This is a genomic window from Caulobacter sp. BP25 (genome assembly GCF_002737755.1).
Taxonomy (GTDB): Bacteria; Pseudomonadota; Alphaproteobacteria; order Caulobacterales; family Caulobacteraceae; genus Caulobacter.
In genome coordinates this window covers 620,363-642,366 of record NZ_PEGH01000017.1, presented here as the reverse complement: position 1 = coordinate 642,366, position 22,004 = coordinate 620,363, and the positions used below count along the sequence as shown (strand labels likewise).

The following is a 22,004-nucleotide window of genomic DNA, read 5'->3' as shown; positions in this document are numbered from 1 at the left end:
CCCGATGTCGATCACTATCGAGCGCAAGGCCGCTCTCATCGCCGAACACGCCCGCACCACTGGCGACACCGGCAGCGCTGAAGTCCAGGTCGCGATCCTCTCGGAACGCATCTCGAACCTGACCGAGCACTTCAAGACGCACAAGAAGGACAACCACAGCCGTCGTGGCCTGCTGAAGCTGGTTTCCCAGCGTCGCCGGCTTCTCGACCACCTGAAGAAGTCCGACGCCGGTCGCTATCAGTCCCTGATCGAAAAGCTGGGTCTGCGTCGCTAAGGCACTAAGGTCCGCCGCTCCGCGAAAGCAGGGCGGCGGATCGCGTATTGGGAGCCCGGCGGCCGAGACAGGCCGTACGCCAGGTTCCTCAAGGGCGCCCGCTCCAACCGGGCCGTCCTTTTGTCCGAGGGTTCACGTCCTCAAACCCGCCTGTCACACTGGATGAGGATCATCGGGCCGGCTGTCCTTAGCCGTCCGCCCCCTGTCCGCCCCGATGGGAATCCGCCCGCGGGAACCGAAAGAAGAAAAATGTTCGATATCAAGCGCAAGACGATCGAGTGGGGCGGCAAGACGCTGGTCCTCGAAACCGGTCGCATCGCCCGTCAAGCCGACGGCGCCGTCCTGGCCACCATGGGCGAAACCGTCGTCCTGGCCACCGCCGTGTTCGCCAAGAGCCAGAAGCCGGGCCAAGACTTCTTCCCCCTGACGGTCAACTATCAGGAAAAGACCTTCGCGGCCGGCAAGATCCCCGGCGGCTTCTTCAAGCGCGAAGGCCGTCCGTCGGAAAAGGAGACCCTGGTTTCCCGCCTGATCGACCGTCCGATCCGTCCGCTGTTCGTCAAGGGCTTCAAGAACGAAGTCCAGGTCGTCGTCACCGTGCTGCAGCACGACCTCGAGAACGATCCCGACATCCTGGGCATGGTCGCCGCTTCGGCCGCCCTGTGCCTGTCGGGCGCCCCGTTCATGGGCCCGATCGGCGCCGCGCGCGTCGGCTGGATCAATGACGGCTACGTGCTGAACCCGACTCTCGACGAGATCAAGGAAAGCAAGATGGACCTCGTCGTGGCCGGCACCGCCGACGCCGTGATGATGGTCGAATCCGAAATCCAGGAGCTCTCGGAAGAGATCGTGCTGGGCGGCGTCAACTTCGCCCACAAGGAAATGCAGGCCGTGATCGACGCGATCATCGACCTGGCCGAGCACGCCGCCAAGGAGCCCTTCGCGTTCGAGCCGGAAGACACCGACGCCATCAAGGCGAAGATGAAGGATCTGGTCGGCGCCGACATCGCCGCTGCCTACAAGATCCAAAAGAAGCAAGACCGCTACGAAGCTGTCGGCGCCGCCAAGAAGAAGGCCGTCGCGGCCCTGGGCCTGTCGGACGAGAACCCGACCGGCTACGACCCGCAAAAGCTGGGCGCGATCTTCAAGGAACTGGAAGCCGACGTCGTGCGTCGCGGCATCCTGGACACCGGCCTGCGCATCGACGGCCGTGACGTCCGCACCGTGCGTCCGATCCTGGGCGAAGTCGGCATCCTGCCGCGCACCCACGGCTCGGCCCTGTTCACCCGCGGCGAGACCCAAGCCATCGTCGTGGCCACCCTGGGCACCGGCGACGACGAGCAGTTCATCGACGCCCTGGAAGGCACCTACAAGGAATCCTTCCTGCTGCACTACAACTTCCCTCCCTACAGCGTCGGTGAAACCGGCCGTATGGGCAGCCCGGGCCGCCGCGAAATCGGCCACGGCAAGCTGGCCTGGCGGGCTCTCCGCCCGATGCTGCCGAGCAAGGAAGACTTCCCCTACACGATCCGCCTGGTCTCGGAGATCACCGAGAGCAACGGTTCGTCCTCGATGGCCACGGTCTGCGGTTCGTCGCTGGCCATGATGGACGCCGGCGTGCCGCTGGTTCGTCCGGTCTCGGGCATCGCCATGGGCCTGATCCTGGAAAAGGACGGCTTCGCGGTTCTGTCGGACATCCTGGGCGACGAGGATCACCTCGGCGACATGGACTTCAAGGTGGCCGGCACCAGCGAAGGCCTGACCTCGCTGCAGATGGACATCAAGATCGCCGGCATCACGCCCCAGATCATGGAGCAGGCCCTGGCTCAGGCCAAGGAAGGCCGCGCTCACATCCTGGGCGAGATGAACAAGGCCATGGACGCGCCGCGTGAAGACGTCGGCGACTTCGCCCCGAAGATCGAGACCATCAACATCCCGACCGACAAGATCCGTGAAGTGATCGGCTCGGGCGGCAAGGTGATCCGCGAGATCGTCGCGACCACCGGCGCCAAGGTCGACATCAACGACGACGGCGTGGTCAAGGTCTCGGCCTCGGACGGCGCCAAGATCAAGGCCGCGATCGACTGGATCAAGTCGATCACGGACGAAGCGGAAGTCGGCAAGATCTACGACGGCAAGGTCGTGAAGGTCGTCGATTTCGGCGCCTTCGTGAACTTCTTCGGCGCCAAGGACGGTCTCGTCCACGTCAGCCAGATCAGCAACGAACGCGTCGCCAAGCCGTCGGACGTGCTGAAGGAAGGCCAGATCGTCAAGGTCAAGCTCCTGGGCTTCGACGACCGCGGCAAGACCAAGCTGTCGATGAAGGTTGTCGACCAGGAAACTGGCGAAGACCTGAGCAAGAAGGAAGCGGCGGCCGAAGAAGCGTAAGGCTTTTTCCGCTTCCCATTCCGGACGCTATCAGGCGGGCGGCTCCGAAAGGAGCCGCCCGTTTTGCGTTTGGAGCTACTTAGCTGGCGTAGCAGCTGCGTCGCGAGCGTCGCACGCACATCTACCTATCTCGTCCGACCATGGCATCGTGAAGCGCGCGAGCTTCGGCGGGGCGCAGCACATGCAAGCCATTCCAATCGCGGATGGCTATCGAGCGGCTCAACAAGTCATGGTCGATCGAGATGAGGAAGCGGCCATACTTCCGAGCTTCCCATGCGTGCTTCAGGTCGGGCACGATGTTTTCGGGCTTCTTCTTGCCCATGAGCGCGTCGGTAAAAGCCGCCATGTTGGCCCGCTCTTCCGCGTTTAGTCCTACCTGAACCGACCTTTGTAATTTGGCGGCCGCCTTTTTCACATGAGCCGGTGTTGAGGGCATATCGACCTCCCGAGCCACGGAATAGGGCATCAGTAGCTGAATGTCCCCAGAGGCGGCGAGGACATTCATGTCCGCGTCAGAACTGTCGGCGATCAGATTCAGAATCTGGCTGTCGAGGAAGACCTTCTCATGCCGATTCATGCGCAGAGGAGTGGCCTGACGACGACGCGGTGATGGTGTTTGAGAAAGGTTCGACATGCAGGCAGCTTACATACGGTCGGATGCAGGAGAAATGGCCCGAAACCAGTCGCCACCCGACCTCCAGGGTCGGTGCGATCCTTACATCTCTTAGAGGCTGCAGCGTGCCGAGGCGTACAGGTCTGTCAAGGACGGCCCTCCGGGCCGCCGCGGCGCGGCCGGTCGAAGACCGGTCCTTGAGAGACCTGTACGCCTCGGCGATCGTCTCGCCGTAAGATGTAAGGACGGCTCCGCCCGCAAGGGGCGGACAAGTCAGGCGTTGTGTTGGCGGGGGTGAGTACGACTCCATCCCCCTTAGGCATGCGCCCCTTCCGCCCAACCCTACCGCTTCGGCGTCACCGTCACGACCACCGCGTCGGCCGGACCATTGCCGCCCCGGCACGCGGCCCACTTGAACTTCAGGTCCATGCAGACCCAGACCTCGGTCAGACGGCCTTGTTTGACCCGGACATTGAGGCCCTCGGCCGCCACGCCGCGATTGCGGGAAATGAAGGCCTGGCGGATCTCGCCGGCGGTCATGGTTCCGTCGGGACCGGGATCAAGGTCGGGAACCTTCAGGCGCTCGCGCACCTGTCGCGTCTTCTTGAAATAGGCCTCGGGCGTGTCCCAGGCACAGGTCCCATGCGCCTGCCATTCGTGCTGCAGCAGCCAGGGCGAGGGCGTCATGCACAGGTTGGCCTTGACGGTCGCGGGGCTCATCGGCGGGCTCATGCGGCAGTAGCGGGGATGGACCCTGTCTGGCCCGTTCGGCCAAAGGCCATGCACCGTGAAGCCGAAGCTGTTGGCCTGGCACTGGATGGCCTTGTCGGACTCCGGGATCGCCGAACGACACGACTCCGGCGACCAGTATAGCGCCAGCAGATAGGCCGCGATCGGCACGTCAGGATGGATCTCGTCGGGCGGCGGGATCTCGGCCGGCGCCGGGGTCACCGACGTCGGCAGGGCGCAGGATTTGAGGTCCGAAGCCTGGGCGACGCCGGCGATGGACAGCAGGGCGGCGACGACAATGGCGGTCTTCATGATCGGCTCCGGACGCTCCAAACGGCGCGGATAGGGACCCGCGCCGCTTCGTCCGTCAAGCGCCGCTCAGCGCCGGGCTTCGGTGGCCATGCGCACGGTTAGCGCCGTTACGATCCGTCAGCGCCGCGCCCTGGCGAAGACGCGCGTCTCATAATTGACACACAGGTCGCAATTGCGAGCGATTATCATTGCGACTGCGTCTCAAGGTCGCTAAGAACGCCTCGCAATTTCAGGACGGGCGCCGTTCGCGCTCACTGGGGACAAGATCAACATGCGTAATCCGACCTTCGCTGGCATTGTGAGCCGGCCTCGCCGCGCCTTGGGCGTCGCCGCCGTCGCCGGCCTCGCGGGCCTTGGCCTGGCTCAGGCCGCCTCGGCCGCCGAAGTGGACGCCGCGGCGCCGATCGCCACCGCGTCCGCCGCCGACAAGAACGAGGTTTCCGGCGTCAAGATCGACGGCAAGCGGGTCGCCGATCCGTCCTCAAGCAAGTTCACCGCGCCGCTGCTGGACACGCCGCGCTCGGTGACGGTCATCCCGTCCAAGATCATCGAGCAGACCGCCGCCACCTCGCTGGCCGACATCCTGCGCACCTCGCCGGGCATCACCTTCGGCGCGGGCGAAGGCGGCCAGCCCCTGGCCGACCGTCCGTTCATCCGTGGTCAGAGCTCTGGAAACAACGTCTTCGTCGACGGCGTGCGCGACAGCGGCGGCCAGACGCGCGAAGTGTTCAACCTTGAGCAGGTTGAAGTCATCAAGGGTCCGGACTCGGTCTATAGTGGCCGCGGTTCCGGCGGCGGCAGCATCAACCTGTCGTCAAAGTCTCCCAAGGCCGACAGCTTCGTGGCCGGCTCGGCCGCTGCGGGCACCGACCAGTATTATCGTGTCACCGCCGACGGCAACTACGCTTTCGCCAAGAACGCCGCGCTGCGCCTGAACCTGATGGCCACGGGCGGCGACACGCCCGGCCGTGACAGCGTGTCGTTCAAGCGCTGGGGCGTCGCGCCCTCGCTGGCCTTCGGCATCGACACCGACACCCAGGCCACGCTCAGCTACTATCACCTGGATACCGACCAGGACCCGGACTACGGCATCCCGCTGGCGTCCAAGCGCACCTGGGGCGCGACCGGCACTGACAGCCGCACGCGTCCGGCCAGCGGCATCCTGGACGTCTCGCGCGACGCCTATTATGGCCTGGATCGCGACTGGATGAAGACCAAGGCCGACATCGCCACGATCGCGGTGCGTCACGAGATCAACGAAGACCTCGCCGTGCGCCAGGTGGTTCGCTACTCCAAGACGCTGAACGACTACTTCGTCACCAATCCCGGCGACGGCGGCGCTGCTCAGTTCGTGGCCGGCGAGTGGTGGATGCTGCGCGGGACCAAGTCGCGCTGGAACGAGACCACCACGGCCGCCTTCGTCACCGACCTGACCGGCAAGTTTGAACTGGCCGGACTGAAGAACCGCTTCAACATCGGCGTGGAGCTGTCGCGCGAAGTCAACGACAACGCCACCTACACCTTCTTCACCACCAGCGGTTCGGCTTGCCCGACCGGCTTCACCGGCGGTGGAAACGGCGGTTGCACGCGTCTGTATGCGCCGAACCCGGACGACGCCTGGGCCGGTGTCATCAATCGGGGCCCGGCCTCTCAGTCGAAGACCCGCAGCGGCTCGATCTACGCCTTCGACACGATCGACCTGACGGAAAAGCTGCTGCTGAACGTGGGCGTCCGTTACGACGACTATTCCACACGCGGCTACAACGCGACCGCGACCACCGCCAATGGCGTCGTCACCGCCGTCACCTACGCCAATCTGCCGAAGGCCAGCTGGGACTTCGTCAACTATCAGATCGGCCTGAACTACAAGCCGACGCCGTCGAGCAGCCTGTACGTGTCCTACGCCACGTCCTCGACGCCGCCGACGATCGCCGCCGGCGACCAGAACACCGCGGCCACGGCGGCCCAGGCGGTTCTGGATCCGGAAGACACCACCAGCATCGAAGCCGGCGCCAAGTGGAACGTCTTCAATGACAAGCTGGCGCTGTCGGGCGCTGTGTTCCGCACCGAGCGCAAGAACGCCGTGATCGCCGTCAGCGCGACCCAGACCGAACAGGCGGGCGAGGTTCGTGTCCAGGGCGTTGAGCTGGGCGTATCGGGCAACATCACGAGCGCTTGGCAAGTGTTCGGCGGTTACACCTACATGGACAGCGAACTGGTGAAGGGCCCCTACACGAGCGTCAACGTTGGCGATCCGCTGGCCAACACGCCGAAGAACTCCGTCAGCCTGTTCACGACCTACCGGGTGCTGCCGCGCCTGTCGGTCGGCGGCGGCGCCTACTACGTGTCCAAGAGCTTCGGCGGCAACCAGGGCGGCGCCGGCGGCGGGACCAACAAGGTCTTCGCGCCTTCGTACACCCGCTATGACGCCTTCGCCTCCTGGAAGGTCAACGACAAGGCCGACCTACAGCTCAACGTCCAGAACCTGACGGACGAGCGCTACATCCTGCGCACCAACGGCGTGCACCACGCCGATCCGGCGCCGGGCCGCCAGGCGATCCTGACCCTGAATGTGAAGTACTGATCCTCCCCTTACGGTGCTTCATGCCAACGCCCCGCCCGGCTTTTGTCGGTCGGGGCGTTTTTCCTTTTGATCTGGGCGATGATCTGATCCGGATCAAAGGAGACGCCGGCCCATCCAGCTAGGAACGGTTCGCAAAAGGATGTCGCTCATGATGCTGCAGATTCCCGAGGTGCTGACCAAGACCCAGGTGGCCGAGTGCCGGGCGATCCTCGATGCGGGGCCCTGGGTCGACGGCAATGTGACCTCGGGCTTCCAGGCCGCGCGCGCCAAGAACAACCAGCAGCTGCCGCAGGAGAGCGCCGAGGCGCGGCAGGTCGGGGCGATCATCGTCCAGGCGCTGGAGGCCAATCCGCTGTTCGTCTCGGCGGCGCTCCCGCAGACCATCCTGTCGCCGATGTTCAACCGCTATGGCGAGGGCATGGGCTTCAAGGACCATGTCGACAATTCCATCCGGCGCGATCCGGTCACCGGCCAGCGGCTGCGCACGGATCTGTCCTGCACCCTCTTCCTGGCCGAGCCCGAGGACTATGACGGCGGCGAGTTGGTGGTGAACGACCTCTATGGCGACCATGTCGTCAAGCTGGGGGCGGGGGATGCGATCCTCTATCCCAGCACCAGCCTGCACCACGTCACGACGGTCACGCGCGGCGTTCGCACGGCCAGCTTTTTCTGGATCCAGAGTCTGGTGCGCGACGACGCTAAGCGCGGCCTGCTGCTGGACATGGACGTGGCGATCCAGCGCCTGTCGCGCCAGCTGCAACCGGACAACGAGGGCATACTGTCCCTGACCGGCGTCTATCATAACCTGCTGCGCCAATGGGCCGAGGTCTGAACCGTCGAGAACGGTTCGCCTAACTCTGTTCCGCCAGGTCTTCCCCCTCGACCCTGAAGCAGGCTAAGCAGGTCGAAAATCTCGGGGGAACGACATGGCTGGCCAAGGTCAGGAACGCGCCTCGATGCGCACCGTGGTGGCGGCGTCTTCGGCCGGCACGGCGTTCGAGTGGTACGACTTCTTCATCTTCGGCAGCCTGGCCCAGGTCATCTCCAAGACCTTCTTCACCGGGCTTCCCGAGACGGCCGGCTACATCGCCGCCCTGGCTCTGTTTGGCGTGGGTTTCGCGTTCCGGCCGCTGGGCGCCCTGGTGTTCGGCAAGATCGGCGACCAGGCTGGCCGCAAGGGCGCCTTCCTGGCCACGGTGCTGCTGATGGGCGGCGCGACCTTCGCCATCGCCTTCCTGCCGACCTACCAGCAGGCGGGGATCATTTCGCCGATCCTGCTGGTCCTGCTGCGCTGCGTGCAGGGCTTCGCCCTGGGCGGTGAATATGGCGGCGCGGCCATCTATGTCGCCGAGCACTCGCCGCCCGACCAGCGGGGTTGGGCCACCTCGTGGGTGCAGACCTCCGCCGCCTTTGGTCTGTTTGGCGCCCTGCTGGTCATCCTCGCCACCCGCTGGGCCCTGGGGGTCTATGTCGGTCCGGACGCCTTTGACGCCTGGGGCTGGCGCATTCCGTTCGCCGTCTCGATCGGCTTGCTGGGTATCTCGGTGTGGATGCGGATGAAGCTGACCGAAAGCCCCGCCTTCGAGGCCATGAAGGCCGAGGGAGAGGCCTCCAAGGCCCCCTATGCCGAGGCGTTCGGCCAGTGGAAGAACCTGAAACTCGTTTTGTTGGCCTTCTTCGCCATGATGTCGGCGCAGGGCGCGGTCTGGTACACCAGCTTCTTCTACGTCCAGACCTTCATGGAGAAGTTCCTGAAGGTCGATCCGGTCACCATCAACGGCCTGATGATGACCGCCACCGCGATCAGCGCCATCTTCTATGTCGTGTTCGGTTGGCTGTCGGACCGCATCGGCCGCAAGCCCGTGATGCTGGGCGGCATGACCCTGGCTCTGCTGTTCTATTTCCCCGGCTTTCATCTGCTGGAGAGGGCGGCCAACCCCGCCCTCGCTGAGGCCAGCGCCCGCGCCCCGGTGGTGGTGGTCGCCGATCCCAAGGACTGCTCCTTGCAGTTCGATCCGGTCGGCAAGGCCGCGTTCGTCACCGCCTGCGACATCGTCAAGACCGCCCTGGCCAATGCCGGCGTCTCCTACGCCAATCAGGCCGCGCCAGTTGGCGCCGTCGCCAGCATGAAGGTCGGCGGGGTCGAGGTGGTGTCGCAAAGCGCCAAGGGCCTGCCCCCGGCTCAGGCCAAGGCCGTGAAGGCCGCTGTCGAGGCCAAGATCAAGGCCGCGCTCGTCGAGGCCGGCTATCCGGCCAAGGCCGATCCGGCGCGGATAAACCGGCCGATGATCCTGGCCGTGCTGTTCGTGTTCGTGATCGCGGCGACGGCGCTGTTCGGACCTCTGGCGGCCGCCCTGGTGGAGCTGTTCCCCACGCGCGTGCGCTATACGGCGCTGTCGCTGCCCTACCACATCGGCACGGGTTGGATCGGCGGCTTCGTGCCCTTCTTCGCCTTCGCCATCGTGACGGCGGTCGGCGATATCTATGCCGGGCTCTGGTACCCGGTGGTTTTCACCCTGATCAGCGTGCTGGCGACCATATTCTTCCTGCCTGAGACCAAGGGGCGGCCGCTGGACTAAGAACGCCTTCAGCCGGACGCGGCGACGGGCAGGGTGTCGACGACGACGCCCGCGTCCGTCAGGGCTTTCAGCAAGGCGGGCGCGAGCGGGCGAGCATACAGCCAGACGATCTGCCGGCCTTCGCGCGCGAGCGACACCAGATGACTGGCGTCTGCCTCGTCCGGCGCCAGGCGCTCGACATCGCGGCGCGCCAGCCTGACGACTTCCGGATCGGCGTCCGGCTCGATCACCACGACATCGGCCGTTCCCAGCGCGCGGGTCGCACGCAGGCTCAAAAGGTCGACCGGCCCGGCGGCGGCCAGCAGCTTCACGCCGCCCGTGCGGGGCGCGCCGTTGGCGAGCGCATCGCGTAGCAGGGTTTCGGCTCGCGCCATGTCGCCGGCCAAGGCCGCCTCCGCCGCCGAGCTGCTCAACGCCGCGCGCAGGAAGGCTCGCCGTTCGTGCAGCACCGGCAGGGCGCGCCGCACCTCGTCCTGGAAGCGTGCGAGTAGGGCGGCGACCCGGCCGATACCCTCGGGAACCTGAGCCTCGATGACGTTGCGCAACAGGCTGGCCATAACGGGCGCCGACCCGCCGGTGCCGATCGCCACGACCACCTGTCCCCGATCAATGATGGCGGGCGTGTTGAAGTCGCAGAGCGTAGGACGGTCGACGACATTGAGCAGCGCCCCGGCCGCTCGCGCGGCGGCGATGGCGGCCTGGACGAAGGCCTCGTCGGGGTCGCCCACGAACACCAGGACGGCATCCTTATAGGCCTCGGGCGAGAAGGCGTCCGGGGCCGCGAGCCGAACGACCGTGGCGGGAGAGCCCTCAAACAGCCGGGCCTTGGCCTCGGCCGCCTCGCCCAAACCGGCGATCACGACCTTGCGCCCGGCCAGGGGGAAATAGGCGGGAAACGAGTCCACGTCAGGTCCTTTGACTACTGCGACCGGCAGGCCTTGTAGGGGCCGCCCGGGAAGCCTTTGAGCATGGCTTCGGAGCCCTTGCTCCAGATTTCCGACCCGCCCGCCGTGTAGCGCGCGCCAGAGCCCGAGCGGGCCAGCTTCAGCGTTCGCGACACGCCGCCAGCCGTCACCAGGACCCGCTTCCCATGCAGGGCGTAGGCGGCGGTGAAGCTCTTGCCCGCCTCGCAACGATAGCGGATCGGTGCGTCGGTGGCGTCCGGCGCCAGGGTCGCGCAGCCCGCCGCCGTCAAGGCGAGCAGGACGAGGGGGACGAGCGCGCGCCGCATGTCGAGATCTCCTGGGGGATGGTCGATCGGCTCAGCATAGCGGGTTTGGTCGATCACGATCCAGGTGATCGCGATTTACGCTGGTCAAGCCTGATGTGAACGGTGTTAGCTTTCAGCGCGGGAGACCGCTGGGAGGCAAAAAAGCATGGCGACCACGCTGGACATCAACGGCAAGCCGGTGACCGCTCAGGCCGCGCCCGACACGCCGCTGCTCTGGGTGCTGCGCGACGAACTGGGGCTCACGGGGACGAAGTTCGGCTGCGGCGTCGCCCAATGCGGCGCCTGCACGGTTCACCTCGACGGCCAGCCGATCCGCGCTTGTGTGACGCCGATCGCCGCCGTCGGCGGGGGCAAGATCACCACCATCGAAGGCCTGGGCGGCGCCCACCCGGTGCAAGAGGCCTGGGTGCGCCATGACGTGCCCCAGTGCGGCTACTGCCAGTCGGGCCAGATCATGTCGGCCGCCGCGCTTCTGGCCGAGAAGCCCAAGCCCTCGGACGAGGACATCGACAGCGCCATGGCCGGGAACATCTGCCGCTGCGGCGCCTATCAGCGCATCCGCGCGGCCATCAAGGACGTCGCCGAGGAGGGCGCCCGATGAACGCGCCCTTCAAGCCCGAGGCGCCCAGCCGCCGTGACGTGGTCGTCGCCGCCTCGCTGGTCGGCGGCTCGTTGCTAGTCGGCTGCTCGCCGGCCGACCTTATGAGTCTCGGCTCCAAGGTCGAGGTCGGCGCTTTTGGCCCCTTCATCAAGATCGCGCCCGACGGCGCGGTGACGGTGATCTCCAAGCACATCGAGTTTGGCCAGGGCAGCCACGCGGGTCTCGCGGCGATCGTCGCGGAAGAACTAGACGCTGACTGGAGTCGGGTGCGAGTCGAGTACGCGCCGGCTAACGCCAAGCTCTATTCCAACGGCTCGGTCGGAGCGCAGCTGACCGGCGGCTCGTCGGCGATTTCCAATTCCTGGGAGCAATTACGCAAGGCTGGCGCCGCCGCCCGCGCCATGTTCGTCCAGGCCGCCGCCAATCGCTGGAACGTCCCGGTGGGCGAGATTTCCGTCAAGGACAGCGTGCTCACCCACGGCTCGGGCAAGACCGCCGCCTTCGCCGAGCTGTTGGCGGACGCGGCCAAGGTCACCCCGCCCAAGGACGTGACGCTGAAGGACCCCAAGACCTTCACCCTGATCGGCACGGACCGGGTGCGCCGCAAGGACGCCCAGGCCAAGAGCGACGGGACGGCCCGCTTCACCCAGGACGTCCGGCTGCCCAACATGCTGACGGCTATGGTCGCCCATCCGCCGCGCTTCGGCGCCAAGGTCAAAAGCTTCGACGCCGCCGAAGCCAAGAAGATCTCGGGCGTTGTGGACGTCTTCCAGATTCCGTCCGGCGTCGCTGTGGTCGCCCAGAACACCTACGCCGCCAAGCTGGGGCGCGACGCCCTGACCGTCGCCTGGGACGAGGAAAAGGCCGAAAAACGCGGCTCGGCCGCGATCACCCAGCACTTCAAGGACGTCCTCGTCGGCAAGGATACGTCGGTCAAATGGGAGCCGTTCGATCAGCGCGGCGACGCCTCGGCCCTGGCCTCGGCCAAGGGCGAGGACGTGTTCGAGACGACCTACGAGTTCCCCTATCTGGCCCACGCCACCATGGAGCCGATGAACTGCGTCGCCTCGGTCGATGGATCGAAGGTGAAACTGGTCTTCGGGTCGCAAGGTCCTACGCTGGACCAGCTAAACGCCGCCAAGATCGTGGGCTGCCTGCCCGGTTCCGTCGAGGTGGAGACCCTGTTCGCCGGTGGTTCCTTTGGTCGCCGCTCCAGCTTTCAGTCCGACTATGTCGCCGAGTGCGTCCACATCGCCAAGACGGTCGGCGAGGGGCGACCGGTCAAACTGGTCTGGACGCGGGAGGACGACATGCGCGCCGGCTACTTCCGGCCGATCGTCGTCCATGCCGTCAAGGTGCGCCTCGACAAGGACGGCTATCCCGCCGCCTGGCGCCACCGCATCGTCACCCAGTCGATCATGAAGGGCTCGCCCATGCCGGCGGGCAAGGGGCCGGATCCGACGGCGATCGAGGGCGCGGCGGACTCGCCCTACCTCAAGGCCACGCCGGTGGTGGACGCTCAGGTCGCCTGTCCGGACGTGGGCGTGCCGGTGCTTTGGTGGCGCTCTGTCGGCGCGACCCATACCGCCTTCGTGATGGAGCATACGATCGACCAGCTGGCCCGAAAGGCCAGCCAGGATCCGGTCGACTACCGCCGTGCGCTCTATCGCAAGGCTGGCGCCGATCGCCATCTGGCCGTGCTGAACCACGCCGCCGAGAAGGCCGGCCCCCTCGCCACGGCGGGTTGGACGCGGGGCGTGGCGGTGCACGAGAGCTTCGGTTCGGTCGTCGCCCAGGTGGCGGAGGTCAAGCTTGAGAACGGCGTTCCACGCGTCGGCAGGGTGGTCACGGCCATCGACTGTGGCGTCGCGATCTCCCCCGACCAGATCGCCGCCCAGATGGAAGGCGGGACCTGCTATGGCCTGTCAGCGGCGCTGTTCGGCCAGGTGACCCTGACGGACGGCGTGGTCGACCAGGGTAATTTCGACACCTATCGCGTGCTGCGGATCAACGAGGCGCCGACGGTGGAGACCCATATCCTGCCCTCTGGAAACCCGCCCAGCGGGGTGGGCGAGCCTGGCACGCCCGTCATCGGGCCCGCCGTGGCCAACGCCCTTTTGGCGCTCGACCAGCGGGCCACGTCTCGGCTTCCCCTGATCCGGGACACCTGACGAAGCGGCAGGCTGGACGGAATCGACCTATCCGAGCATTGTGGCCCTGTTCGCCAAAGCGTGGGGTATTCATGGCCGAGCTGTCCGGTTCCTCGGAAGACCAGATCGAGGACGATGTGGCGGAGTTCCGCGCGGCGCTGTCGCGGATCCGCGAGGACCACCGGAGGGTCTTACTGGTTCTCGTGCCCCGTCTCGCCGCCATGCAGGAACGCGGTGACACCGAGGGCGCGCTGGCCCTGGTCGGGAAGATCAGGCAGATCCTCAGCGATCCCGACCGACCGCTCCAATAGGCGACAAAAACCGAGCCAGATCCTCGGGCCGGTCGATGTCGAGCAGCACGCCAGGATCATCGACCTTCACGGCGATGAGGCGCGGCCCGGCTTCGGCCAGCAACCTGCGTGCGCCTTCGTCGCCTTTGAGCCGCTTGAGCGCCCCTAGCCAGTCGGCGCCGAACAGGACCGGATGGCCGCGCCGGCCGGCATGGATGGGGACAACGATCCGGTCCGGCTGGTCTAAGGTCGCCGCCAGCTTCGCAGGGGTTTCGGGAGCGATCGCTGGCATGTCGCCCAGGAAGACAAAGCTCCCTGCCGCGTCGGCCGGCAGCGCGGCTGCGGCGGTCCTCAGCGACGCCCCCATGCCCTCCGCCGCGTTCGGAACGGAAACAATGACCATGCGGTCGGCCGCGTCCAGCCGCGCGGCGGTGGCGTTCAGCGCGGCGACCAGACGTGGATCGTCGTCGACCGCTACCCAAACCCGTCGCACGGGCGCGGCGAAGGCGGTCCGCAAGGCCCCCGTCAGCAGGGGCGCGCCGTTCAGCGCAGCCAGCAGCTTGTCGCCGCCAAAGCGAGCGCCGCGCCCGGCCGCCAGGACGATCGCCTCCAAGACCGGGGCCCCTGAAACGGGTGTATGGCTTTGCGTCATCGGTTCCAACGCCTATCTTGTCGACAGACATGACGCCCTATGACGACATCGCCGCGCAAGCGGTCTTGGCCGCGCCCAGCCCGCCCGTCTTGGTGGACGGTTTCGGCCGCGCCGTCACCTATCTGCGTGTCTCGGTGACCGACCGCTGCGATCTGCGCTGCGTCTACTGCATGGCCGAGCACATGACCTTCCTGCCGAAGGCCGAAGTGCTGACCCTGGAGGAGCTGGATCGCCTGGCCTCGACCTTCATCGGCCTGGGCGTGCGCAAGCTGCGCCTGACCGGTGGCGAGCCCCTGGTCCGCAAGGGCTTCATGACCCTGGTCGAGCGGCTGTCGCGGCACCTGGCGTCCGGCGCGTTGGACGAGCTGACCCTGACCACCAACGGCGCCCAGCTTGAGCGCTACGCGGCTGATCTCGCCGCCCACGGCGTGCGGCGGATCAACGTCTCGCTCGACACCCTGGACCCCGCCGCCTTCCGACGCTTGACGCGAGGTGGCGACGTGGCGCGGGTGATCGCCGGGATCGACGCGGCCCAGGCCGCTGGCATGGCGGTCAAGATCAACGCCGTGGCGCTGAAGGACGACAACGCCAAGGCCCTTCCGGACCTGATCGCTTGGGCCCACGCCCGCAGCTGCGACATCAGCCTGATCGAGACCATGCCGCTGGGCGAGGTCGAGCAGGACCGCACCGACCAGTTCCTGTCGCTGGCCGAGGTGCGCCGCGACCTCTCCTCGTACTGGACGCTGGAGGACATCCCGCTCGTCACCGGCGGGCCGGCCCGCTACGTCCGGATCGCCGAGACCGGCGGGCGCCTGGGCTTCATCACCCCGCTGAGCCACAATTTCTGCGACGCCTGTAATCGGGTGCGCCTGACCTGTACGGGCACGCTGCACACCTGCCTTGGCCGCGATGACGCCAGCGACCTGCGGGCCGTGCTGCGTTCGGAGGCCGATGACGGGGGTCTTCGCCAAGCCATCTTCGCGGCGATCGGCGCCAAGCCCCAGGGACACGACTTCCAGATCGCCGCCGCTCGGCCCGCCGTGGCGCGCCACATGTCGACCACGGGAGGCTGAAGATGGCGCGCGTGCTGCTGTTCGGACGGCTGGCGGACCAGGCTGGCTGGCGTGACCGCTCGGTCGAGGCCCGTGATCTCTCCGCCCTGCGCGCGGCCCTGGCGGACGAGGATGCGGGCCTGGGCGAGGCTCTCGCCGCGCCCGGCGTGCAGGTCGCCGTCGACAAGGTTCTGGTCCGAGGCGAGGCGGCTCTCGCGGCCAGCGCCGAAGTCGCCTTCCTGCCGCCGATGAGCGGCGGATGAAAATCGCGTTGACCGACCTGCCGTTCGAGCCGGGCGCGCTGGTCACGGCCTTCTGCGCCGATCGGTCCGAGACAGGAGCCGTGGCGACCTTCGTCGGGCTCGCGCGGGCAGAGCAGGGGGCCGCCGCGGCCCTGGAGCTCGAGGCCTATCCCGGCTTCACCGACGCCGCGATCGCCGAGATCGCGGCCAAGGCCGTCGCGCGATTTCACCTGCAGGATGTCCAGGTGGTCCACCGCATCGGCCGTATCGCGCCTGGCGAGGCCATCGTCTTTGTCGCCACGGCCGCTGGCCACCGCCGCGAGGCCTTTGAGGCCTGCGACTTCCTGATGGACTATCTGAAGAGCCGCGCGCCCTTCTGGAAGAAGGAGCACGGCTCCGACGGCGTGCGCTGGATCGAGCCGACGGACCGCGATAGGACCGACGCGCAGCGCTGGGACTGAGTTGGGAGAAATGCATGGCGGACGCGGGCCTTAAGCCAGGCGGCGGGATCAAGCCGGAACTGCCGTTCACGCCGGTGCGCGTGGCGGTGCTGACCGTCTCGGACACCCGCGACGAGTCGACCGACACCTCGGGCCAGATCCTGGTTGAACGCATCAAGACCGCCGGCCATGAACTGGCGGGGCGGGTCGTGGTCCGCGACGACGTCGAGAAGATCCGCGCCCAGGTCCGCGACTGGATCGCCAGCAAGGGCGTCGACGCCATCGTCACCACGGGCGGCACGGGCCTGACCGGCCGCGACGTCACGGTCGAGGCGCTGGAGCCCTTGTTCGACAAGAAGATCGACGGCTTCTCGGTGGTGTTCCACCTGGTGTCCTACGCCTCGGTGGGGCTCTCGACCCTGCAGTCGCGGGCCACGGCGGGCCTGATCGACGGCGTCTTCGTCTTCTGTCTGCCGGGCAGCAACGGCGCGGTGAAGGACGGCTGGGACAAGCTCATCTCCGCGCAGTTGGACAGCCGCCACAAGCCCTGCAACATGGTCGAGCTGATGCCCCGCTTGCTTGAAAAATGAGACTTATGGAACGATGAGCAAGCTCACCCACATCGACGACCAGGGCCGCGCCCGCATGGTCGACGTCTCGGACAAGCCGGCGACGGCGCGCGAGGCGGTGGCCAGCGGCTTCGTGCGGATGAGCGCCGAGACCCTGGCCCTGGCGGTGTCGGGCTCTGGCCGCAAGGGCGACGTGCGCGCCGTGGCCGAGCTGGCCGGGGTGATGGCGGCCAAGAAGACCTCGGACCTGATCCCGCTGTGCCATCCGCTGGCGCTGTCGAAGGTCGAGGTGTCGGTCGAGCCGGCTGAGGGCGGTCTGTCGGTGACCGCGCGGGTCAAGACCACCGGCCCCACCGGCGTCGAGATGGAAGCCCTGACGGCGGCCTCGATCGCCTGCCTGACAATCTACGACATGCTGAAAGCCGCCGAGAAGGGCATGGTCATCGAGGCCGTGCGACTGCTGGAAAAGACTGGCGGCAAGTCTGGGGATTGGTCGGCGGGGGGCTAGGGGCGGGGCCCTAAGCCGCCGCCGCGCTTCGCGCCTCGGCGCTGATGCGCAGTTCGCCCATGCGCTGGGCCAGGCGCGTGGCTTCCTGGGCCAGGGCGTGGCTGGCGGCGGTGGTCTCTTCGACCATGGCAGCGTTCTGCTGGGTGACCTGGTCCATCTGGGCGACGGCGCCGTTGACCTCCACCAGGCCACGGGCCTGTTCGGCGGCCGAGGTGGCCATCTCGCGCACGAGGCCGTCGATCTGCTGAACCTCGGTGGCGATGGCCCGCAGGACCTCGCCCGTGCGGCCCACCTGCTGAACGCCGTGGTCGACCTCGGCCGAGCTGGTGTCGATCAGATCCTTGATCTCCTTGGCCGCGTCCGCCGAACGTTGGGCGAGCGCGCGGACTTCCTGGGCGACCACGGCAAAGCCGCGACCGGCCTCGCCGGCCCGCGCGGCCTCCACGCCGGCGTTCAGCGCCAGAAGGTTGGTCTGGAAGGCGATCTCGTCGATCACGACGATGATCTGGCCAATGCGCGACGAGGATTTCTCGATCGCCTCCATGGCGCCGACGGCCTGGTCGACGATGTCGCCGCTGGCGCCGGCCGCCTCGCGCGCCCGCTCGACCACCGAGCGCGTGCGGCTGGTCGTGTCAGCCGTCTGGCGCACCTTGGCGGTGATCTGGTCGAGGGCGGCGGCGGTTTCTTCCAGGCTGGCCGCCTGTTGCTCGGTGCGGCGGGCCAGGTCATCGGCGGCGGCCGTGATCTCGCGAGAGCCGCCGTGGATCATGTTGGTGGCTTCGAGCGAGGCGGCGATCACGCCCGACAGCTTCTCGACGGCGGCGTTGAAATCAACCCGCAACCGCTCGTAGCCCTCGGGGAAACTTCGGTCGATTCGATGGGAGAGGTCGCCGTTCGATAGGTGGTCGAGCGCTTCGGCCAGGCTGCTGACGATAGCCTTCTGCACGGCGTCGGCCTCGTCGCGTTGGCGCTCGGCCTCGCGGCGCTCGATCTCCAGCGCTTCGCGCACGTCGGCGGCTTCGAGGTCCTTCTGGCGCGCCTCGATCGTGTCGTGGAAGGTGCGCAGGGCGTGGGTCATCTCGCCGATCTCGTCGCGGCTCTTGATCACGGGAAGCGCGACATTGACGTCGCCTGCCGCCAGGCCGCGCAGGGCGTGGGTCACCGCCTTCAAAGGCAGGATCAGACCATGGCGCACGCCAAAGATCAGCAGGCCGGCGACGAAGGCGGCTGCCAGTAGAAGGGCGCCCATCACCGCCTGGCCCACCAGGCCCAGGGACTTTGCTTCGTCGGCGTCGCGGGTGGCGGCGGCCTCGATCTTCTCGGAGGCCGCCTCCATCTTGCCCTCTAGCGCCGAGAATTGCGTGGCGAAGCCGGGTAGGCGCGCGCGCGCGCCAGCCGGGTCTGTGTCGGCGATCGCGGCAATGCCGTTGGCGGCGGCGATATAGGCGGCCAGTGGAGTCTTGACCTCGGAGAGAGCCGCGCTGATCGCGGGGTCATCGGCCAGTTGGCCGCCTTCGGCGATGTCCTGCTTGAAGGCGGCGGTGTGCTCGGCCAAGTCGGCGCGCACGGCCTTGAGGTCGACGCCCAGCGCCGGATCGTTGGACATGATCGCGCCCATGACATCGGCGCGCAGAGCGTCGTGCATCATGTCGCCGTGCATGTGCAGGCGAAGAATCTTCGCCGAGCCCTCGGCGCGAACCAGGGCGGCGTCCAGGCTGTGGGCCACCCAAAGCCCCGTTCCGGCCGTCGCGGCGCACAGCAGGGCCGCGCCCGCCGCCGCGCCCATGACCTTCCGTCCGAGGGACGCCATGTCGATCTCTCCGCCTTCGCTTGATGGCGAGGAGGATGCGCGATGATTTGGCTAACGCTATTTAACCGCGTCGCCCAACCGACAGTGGCATAGTGTCGCGCCGTCCCGTGACGTGGGCGTTCAGGCGACGACGACCTGTCCGTCGCGGACAGCAACGGGCCAGGGCGTCAGCGCTTCGCCTGGGCAGGGGCCGGCGACGCACGCTCCGCCGTCGATCTTGAACAACGCGCCATGCCCCGCGCACAGGATGTAGTCGTTCTCGCGCGTCAGATAGCGGCCGGCGAAGCCCGCCAGCGGCCAGCCGGCGTGCGGACAGCTGTCCACATAGCCGACCAAGCTCTCGCCCTGGCGCACGACGAACCCGGCGAACAGGGCCTCGCCCTCGCGGAACCTGAACCCCTTGGAGCCAGGCGAGGGAATCTCGTCCAGCGCGCAGAGCAGGGTTCCGGCCGCCGGTCGGGCGGGGTTATCGGGATCGCCGCGCAAGGCCGTGTCTTGGGCTAGAGCGAGCCGACCGCCACACGCCAGGGACGGACCTCGACGCTCTCGAACACGCCGGCGGCGGTGAACGGGTCGTTGTCGGCCTGGGCCTGGGCGGCGGCCAGATCGTCGGCCTCGACGATCAGCAGCGAGCCGATCGGATTGCCGTCGTCGCCCAGCAGGGCGCCGGCCAGCTTCAGGCCCTTGGACTGGTTCAAGTAGTCGAGGTGCGTGGGCCTGGTCGCCAGACGGGTGTCCAGCGCGCCGGGCTTGTCCTTGCAGATGATGGCGAAGAGGGCCATGCGGCGATCCTTATTGAGGTTAGAGGCTTTCGGACTTCAGCGGTCGGGCCAGCAGGGCGGCGATGGCGGCGTCGACCGCCAGCTCGCCGTCGAGGATGGCGGCGACCGCCTCGCAGATCGGGACCTCGACGCCCAGCTTGCGGGCCAAGGCGCGGACGGCCGGCGCCGAGGCCACGCCTTCGGCGACCGACAGCTTACCGGCCAGGGCCTGCTCAAGGGTCAAGCCCTGGCCCAGGGCCAGGCCGACGCTCATGTTGCGCGACTGCGGGCTGGAGCAGGTGAGCACCAAGTCGCCCAGACCGCACAGGCCATTCAGGGTCTCGGCGCGCGCGCCCAGGGCCACGGCCAGGCGGGTCAATTCAGCGAAGCCGCGCGTGATCACCGAGGCATGGGCGCTGCGGCCCAGGCCCTTGCCCTCGACCACGCCACAGGCGATGGCCAGGACGTTCTTCACCGCGCCGCCGGCCTCGGCGCCGATCATGTCGCCGGCGACATAGGGCCGGAAGGTCGGGGTGGCGATGGCGTGGGCGATGCTTCTGGCCAGGCCTTCTTCGTCGCAGGCCAGGGTGACGGCGGTCGGCAGGCCGCGAGCCACCTCGCCGGCGAAGCTGGGACCCGACAGCACCGCGATCGGCGCGCCGGGAACCGTTTCGATCGCGACCTCGGTCATCAGCTTCAGCGAGCCTTGCTCGACGCCCTTGGCGCACAGCACGACCGGGACGTCCGGCTTCAGGTGCGGGGCCAGGGCGACCAGCGCCGAGCGCAGATGCTGGGCGGGCGCGACGGCCAGGATCAGATCGCAGGCGGCTAGATCGGCCATGGCCGACGCGGCATGGATCGTCGGCTCCAGCGCGACACCAGGCAGGAACAGGGCGTTCTCGTGGCCTTCGTTGATCGAGGCCACGACCTCGGTCTCGCGGGCCTGCAGGGTGACCCGCAGCCCGGCTCGGGCGCAGACCTGGGCCAGGGCCGTGCCCCAGGCGCCGGCGCCGATCACGCCCGCGTGGTGAAAGGTCATGCCTTGGCTCCCTTGCGGCCGTAAGCGTTGGCGGGATTGGCAAGCGCGGCGGCCTCGTCCAGCGGCCAGCGCGGACGGGCGACGGCGTCGAGGTCGTCGAAGATTCCGAGGGCCAATCGCTCGGCGCCGGCCAGAGCGATCATGGCCGCGTTGTCGGTGCAGTAGGCCAGCGGCGGGGCGGCGAACGAAAAGCCGTTCTTCTCGCAGTTGGCCAGCAGGGCCGCGCGGACCGCGCCATTGGCCGCGACGCCGCCGGCGACGACGAAACGCAGGCCCTCCGGCCCGTGGCTTTCCTTGTAGAGCTTCATCGCCCGGTCGACCCGCTCGGAGAGCTGGCGGGCGATGGCGGCCTGAACGCCGGCGGCCAGATCGCGGCGTTCCTCGTCGGTGGTCAGGGTCTCGGCGATCCGTGCGGCCGCCGTCTTCAAGCCCGAGAACGAGAAGTCGCAGTCCTTGCGGCCCAGCAGAGCCCGGGGCAGCGGATAGCGGTCGGGATTTCCGCCTACCGCCAGCTTCTCCAGCGCCGGGCCGCCGGGATAGGGAAGGCCCAGGCTCTTGCCGATCTTGTCGAAGGCCTCACCGGCCGCGTCGTCGATCGTGGTGCCCAGCCGCTTGCACGCGCCGACGCCAGCGACTTCCAGCAACTGGCAGTGACCGCCGGACACCAGCAACAGCAGGAAGGGATAGGCGACCTCGGCGCCCAGACGGGCCGAGACGGCGTGGCCTTCCAGGTGATTGACCGCCACCAGCGGCACGCCGCGCGCCAGCGAGACGGCCTTGCCGAACGCCAGGCCGACCATGACACCTCCGACGAGACCGGGGCCCGCCGTGGCCGCCACGCCGTCAAGCTCATCGAAGCCAAGCCCCGCCGCGCGCATGGCCTCGGCGGCGATGGCGTCGATCGATTCCACGTGGGCGCGTGCGGCCAGCTCGGGCACCACGCCGCCGAACGGCGCGTGCTGCTCGAACTGGGTTCCGATGATCGACGACAGCACGCTGACGCGCCCGTCCTCGTCCCGGCGCACGACCGAGGCCGCGGTCTCGTCGCAGCTGGTCTCCAGGCCAAGGACCGTGAGCCCCTGGGGCTTAAGGCCAAAATACGTAGGGACTGTCATTCGGTTGCGGGCCTTTCGCCGCTCCTGTAGCAGCGAGGATGAATTTCGCTTCCGCAGGTAACGTT

General features: G+C 67.7%; 23 protein-coding genes. 13 read left to right on the top strand and 10 right to left on the bottom strand.

The window, feature by feature from the left end; genetic code table 11:
* Positions 1 to 4 precede the first annotated feature (4 nt).
* Both rpsO and pnp read left to right on the top strand, forming a co-directional pair.
* Entirely contained in the window at positions 5 to 274 is a 270-nt protein-coding gene (rpsO, locus tag CSW59_RS13285) for a 30S ribosomal protein S15 (RefSeq protein WP_096052942.1), read from the top strand.
* Between the two features lie 249 nt (positions 275 to 523).
* On the top strand, positions 524 to 2,662 hold the full coding sequence (pnp, locus tag CSW59_RS13280; protein ID WP_099444463.1) for a polyribonucleotide nucleotidyltransferase: 2,139 nt from the start codon (positions 524 to 526) through the stop codon (positions 2,660 to 2,662).
* Positions 2,663 to 2,783: 121 nt separating this feature from the next.
* Here pnp and CSW59_RS13275 read toward each other — a convergent pair whose 3' ends face one another.
* Together CSW59_RS13275 and CSW59_RS13270 are read right to left on the bottom strand one after the other, a co-directional pair.
* Positions 2,784 to 3,296 carry a hypothetical protein gene (locus CSW59_RS13275; protein ID WP_143754997.1) on the bottom strand — a complete coding sequence of 171 codons (513 nt, stop codon included), beginning with the start codon at positions 3,294 to 3,296 and terminating at the stop codon, positions 2,784 to 2,786.
* A gap of 321 nt (positions 3,297 to 3,617) precedes the next feature.
* Positions 3,618 to 4,316 (bottom strand): ribonuclease T2, encoded by a 699-nt coding sequence (locus CSW59_RS13270; RefSeq protein WP_099444596.1) that lies wholly within the window; start codon positions 4,314 to 4,316, stop codon positions 3,618 to 3,620.
* Between the two features lie 271 nt (positions 4,317 to 4,587).
* Here CSW59_RS13270 and CSW59_RS13265 point away from each other — a divergent pair, with 271 nt between their 5' ends.
* The 3 genes from CSW59_RS13265 (at position 4,588) to CSW59_RS13255 (ending at position 9,479) form a co-directional block, all read left to right on the top strand.
* Positions 4,588 to 6,900, top strand: a complete 2,313-nt coding sequence (locus tag CSW59_RS13265; protein WP_099444461.1) for a TonB-dependent siderophore receptor — start codon at positions 4,588 to 4,590, stop codon at positions 6,898 to 6,900.
* 148 nt (positions 6,901 to 7,048) lie between these two features.
* Complete coding sequence (locus CSW59_RS13260) at positions 7,049 to 7,732, top strand: Fe2+-dependent dioxygenase (RefSeq protein ID WP_099444595.1); 684 nt, start codon at positions 7,049 to 7,051, stop codon at positions 7,730 to 7,732.
* A 94-nt stretch (positions 7,733 to 7,826) separates the two neighbouring features.
* Positions 7,827 to 9,479 (top strand): MFS transporter, encoded by a 1,653-nt coding sequence (locus CSW59_RS13255; RefSeq protein ID WP_099444460.1) that lies wholly within the window; start codon positions 7,827 to 7,829, stop codon positions 9,477 to 9,479.
* A gap of 8 nt (positions 9,480 to 9,487) precedes the next feature.
* Here CSW59_RS13255 and CSW59_RS13250 read toward each other — a convergent pair whose 3' ends face one another.
* Together CSW59_RS13250 and CSW59_RS13245 are read right to left on the bottom strand one after the other, a co-directional pair.
* Positions 9,488 to 10,384 carry an NAD(P)-dependent oxidoreductase gene (locus CSW59_RS13250; RefSeq protein WP_099444459.1) on the bottom strand — a complete coding sequence of 299 codons (897 nt, stop codon included), beginning with the start codon at positions 10,382 to 10,384 and terminating at the stop codon, positions 9,488 to 9,490.
* A gap of 14 nt (positions 10,385 to 10,398) precedes the next feature.
* Positions 10,399 to 10,710, bottom strand: coding sequence for an MliC family protein (locus CSW59_RS13245; RefSeq protein ID WP_099444458.1), 312 nt, complete (start codon positions 10,708 to 10,710; stop codon positions 10,399 to 10,401).
* A 145-nt stretch (positions 10,711 to 10,855) separates the two neighbouring features.
* On the opposite strand from CSW59_RS13245, the gene CSW59_RS13240 reads away from it, so the two are divergent.
* The 3 genes from CSW59_RS13240 to CSW59_RS13230 all read left to right on the top strand — a co-directional run bounded on the left by CSW59_RS13240 (position 10,856) and on the right by CSW59_RS13230 (position 13,772).
* Positions 10,856 to 11,311, top strand: a complete 456-nt coding sequence (locus CSW59_RS13240) for a (2Fe-2S)-binding protein (RefSeq protein WP_099444457.1) — start codon at positions 10,856 to 10,858, stop codon at positions 11,309 to 11,311.
* Positions 11,308 to 13,482: a xanthine dehydrogenase family protein molybdopterin-binding subunit gene (locus tag CSW59_RS13235; RefSeq protein WP_099444456.1), complete on the top strand. Its 2,175-nt coding sequence runs from the start codon at positions 11,308 to 11,310 to the stop codon at positions 13,480 to 13,482. The genes CSW59_RS13240 and CSW59_RS13235 overlap by 4 nt, the downstream gene beginning before the upstream one ends.
* Positions 13,483 to 13,553: 71 nt before the next feature.
* On the top strand, positions 13,554 to 13,772 hold the full coding sequence (locus tag CSW59_RS13230) for a hypothetical protein (RefSeq protein ID WP_099444455.1): 219 nt from the start codon (positions 13,554 to 13,556) through the stop codon (positions 13,770 to 13,772).
* Here CSW59_RS13230 and CSW59_RS13225 read toward each other — a convergent pair.
* The gene (locus tag CSW59_RS13225) at positions 13,744 to 14,364 is read right to left on the bottom strand and encodes an NTP transferase domain-containing protein (RefSeq protein ID WP_369825775.1); all 621 of its coding nucleotides are present in this window, start codon (positions 14,362 to 14,364) and stop codon (positions 13,744 to 13,746) included. The genes CSW59_RS13230 and CSW59_RS13225 overlap by 29 nt on opposite strands.
* A 68-nt stretch (positions 14,365 to 14,432) precedes the next feature.
* Between CSW59_RS13225 and moaA the strand changes: the two genes are divergently transcribed.
* From moaA to moaC, 5 genes are read left to right on the top strand one after another with little or no spacing between them, the layout of a single operon-like run.
* On the top strand, positions 14,433 to 15,476 hold the full coding sequence (gene moaA, locus CSW59_RS13220; RefSeq protein ID WP_099444454.1) for a GTP 3',8-cyclase MoaA: 1,044 nt from the start codon (positions 14,433 to 14,435) through the stop codon (positions 15,474 to 15,476).
* Between the two features lie 2 nt (positions 15,477 to 15,478).
* The gene (locus CSW59_RS13215; RefSeq protein WP_099444453.1) at positions 15,479 to 15,718 is read left to right on the top strand and encodes a MoaD/ThiS family protein; all 240 of its coding nucleotides are present in this window, start codon (positions 15,479 to 15,481) and stop codon (positions 15,716 to 15,718) included.
* On the top strand, positions 15,715 to 16,158 hold the full coding sequence (locus CSW59_RS13210) for a molybdenum cofactor biosynthesis protein MoaE (protein WP_099444452.1): 444 nt from the start codon (positions 15,715 to 15,717) through the stop codon (positions 16,156 to 16,158). The genes CSW59_RS13215 and CSW59_RS13210 overlap by 4 nt, the downstream gene beginning before the upstream one ends.
* A gap of 14 nt (positions 16,159 to 16,172) precedes the next feature.
* Positions 16,173 to 16,727, top strand: a complete 555-nt coding sequence (moaB, locus tag CSW59_RS13205) for a molybdenum cofactor biosynthesis protein B (RefSeq protein WP_099444451.1) — start codon at positions 16,173 to 16,175, stop codon at positions 16,725 to 16,727.
* A gap of 13 nt (positions 16,728 to 16,740) precedes the next feature.
* A complete protein-coding gene (moaC, locus tag CSW59_RS13200) occupies positions 16,741 to 17,214 on the top strand; it encodes a cyclic pyranopterin monophosphate synthase MoaC (RefSeq protein WP_099444450.1) in 474 nt (157 codons plus the stop codon).
* 10 nt (positions 17,215 to 17,224) lie between these two features.
* On the opposite strand, the gene CSW59_RS13195 is transcribed toward moaC, so the two are convergent.
* From CSW59_RS13195 to tsaD, 5 genes are all read right to left on the bottom strand, one after another.
* On the bottom strand, positions 17,225 to 19,024 hold the full coding sequence (locus tag CSW59_RS13195; RefSeq protein ID WP_099444449.1) for a methyl-accepting chemotaxis protein: 1,800 nt from the start codon (positions 19,022 to 19,024) through the stop codon (positions 17,225 to 17,227).
* A gap of 120 nt (positions 19,025 to 19,144) precedes the next feature.
* A complete protein-coding gene (locus tag CSW59_RS13190; protein WP_099444448.1) occupies positions 19,145 to 19,510 on the bottom strand; it encodes a Rieske (2Fe-2S) protein in 366 nt (121 codons plus the stop codon).
* 14 nt (positions 19,511 to 19,524) lie between these two features.
* A complete protein-coding gene (locus CSW59_RS13185; protein WP_099444447.1) occupies positions 19,525 to 19,806 on the bottom strand; it encodes a YciI family protein in 282 nt (93 codons plus the stop codon).
* 19 nt (positions 19,807 to 19,825) lie between these two features.
* A complete protein-coding gene (locus CSW59_RS13180; RefSeq protein ID WP_099444446.1) occupies positions 19,826 to 20,824 on the bottom strand; it encodes an NAD(P)H-dependent glycerol-3-phosphate dehydrogenase in 999 nt (332 codons plus the stop codon).
* A complete protein-coding gene (tsaD, locus tag CSW59_RS13175) occupies positions 20,821 to 21,939 on the bottom strand; it encodes a tRNA (adenosine(37)-N6)-threonylcarbamoyltransferase complex transferase subunit TsaD (RefSeq protein ID WP_099444445.1) in 1,119 nt (372 codons plus the stop codon). Before tsaD ends, CSW59_RS13180 begins: the two co-directional genes overlap by 4 nt.
* Positions 21,940 to 22,004 lie beyond the last annotated feature (65 nt).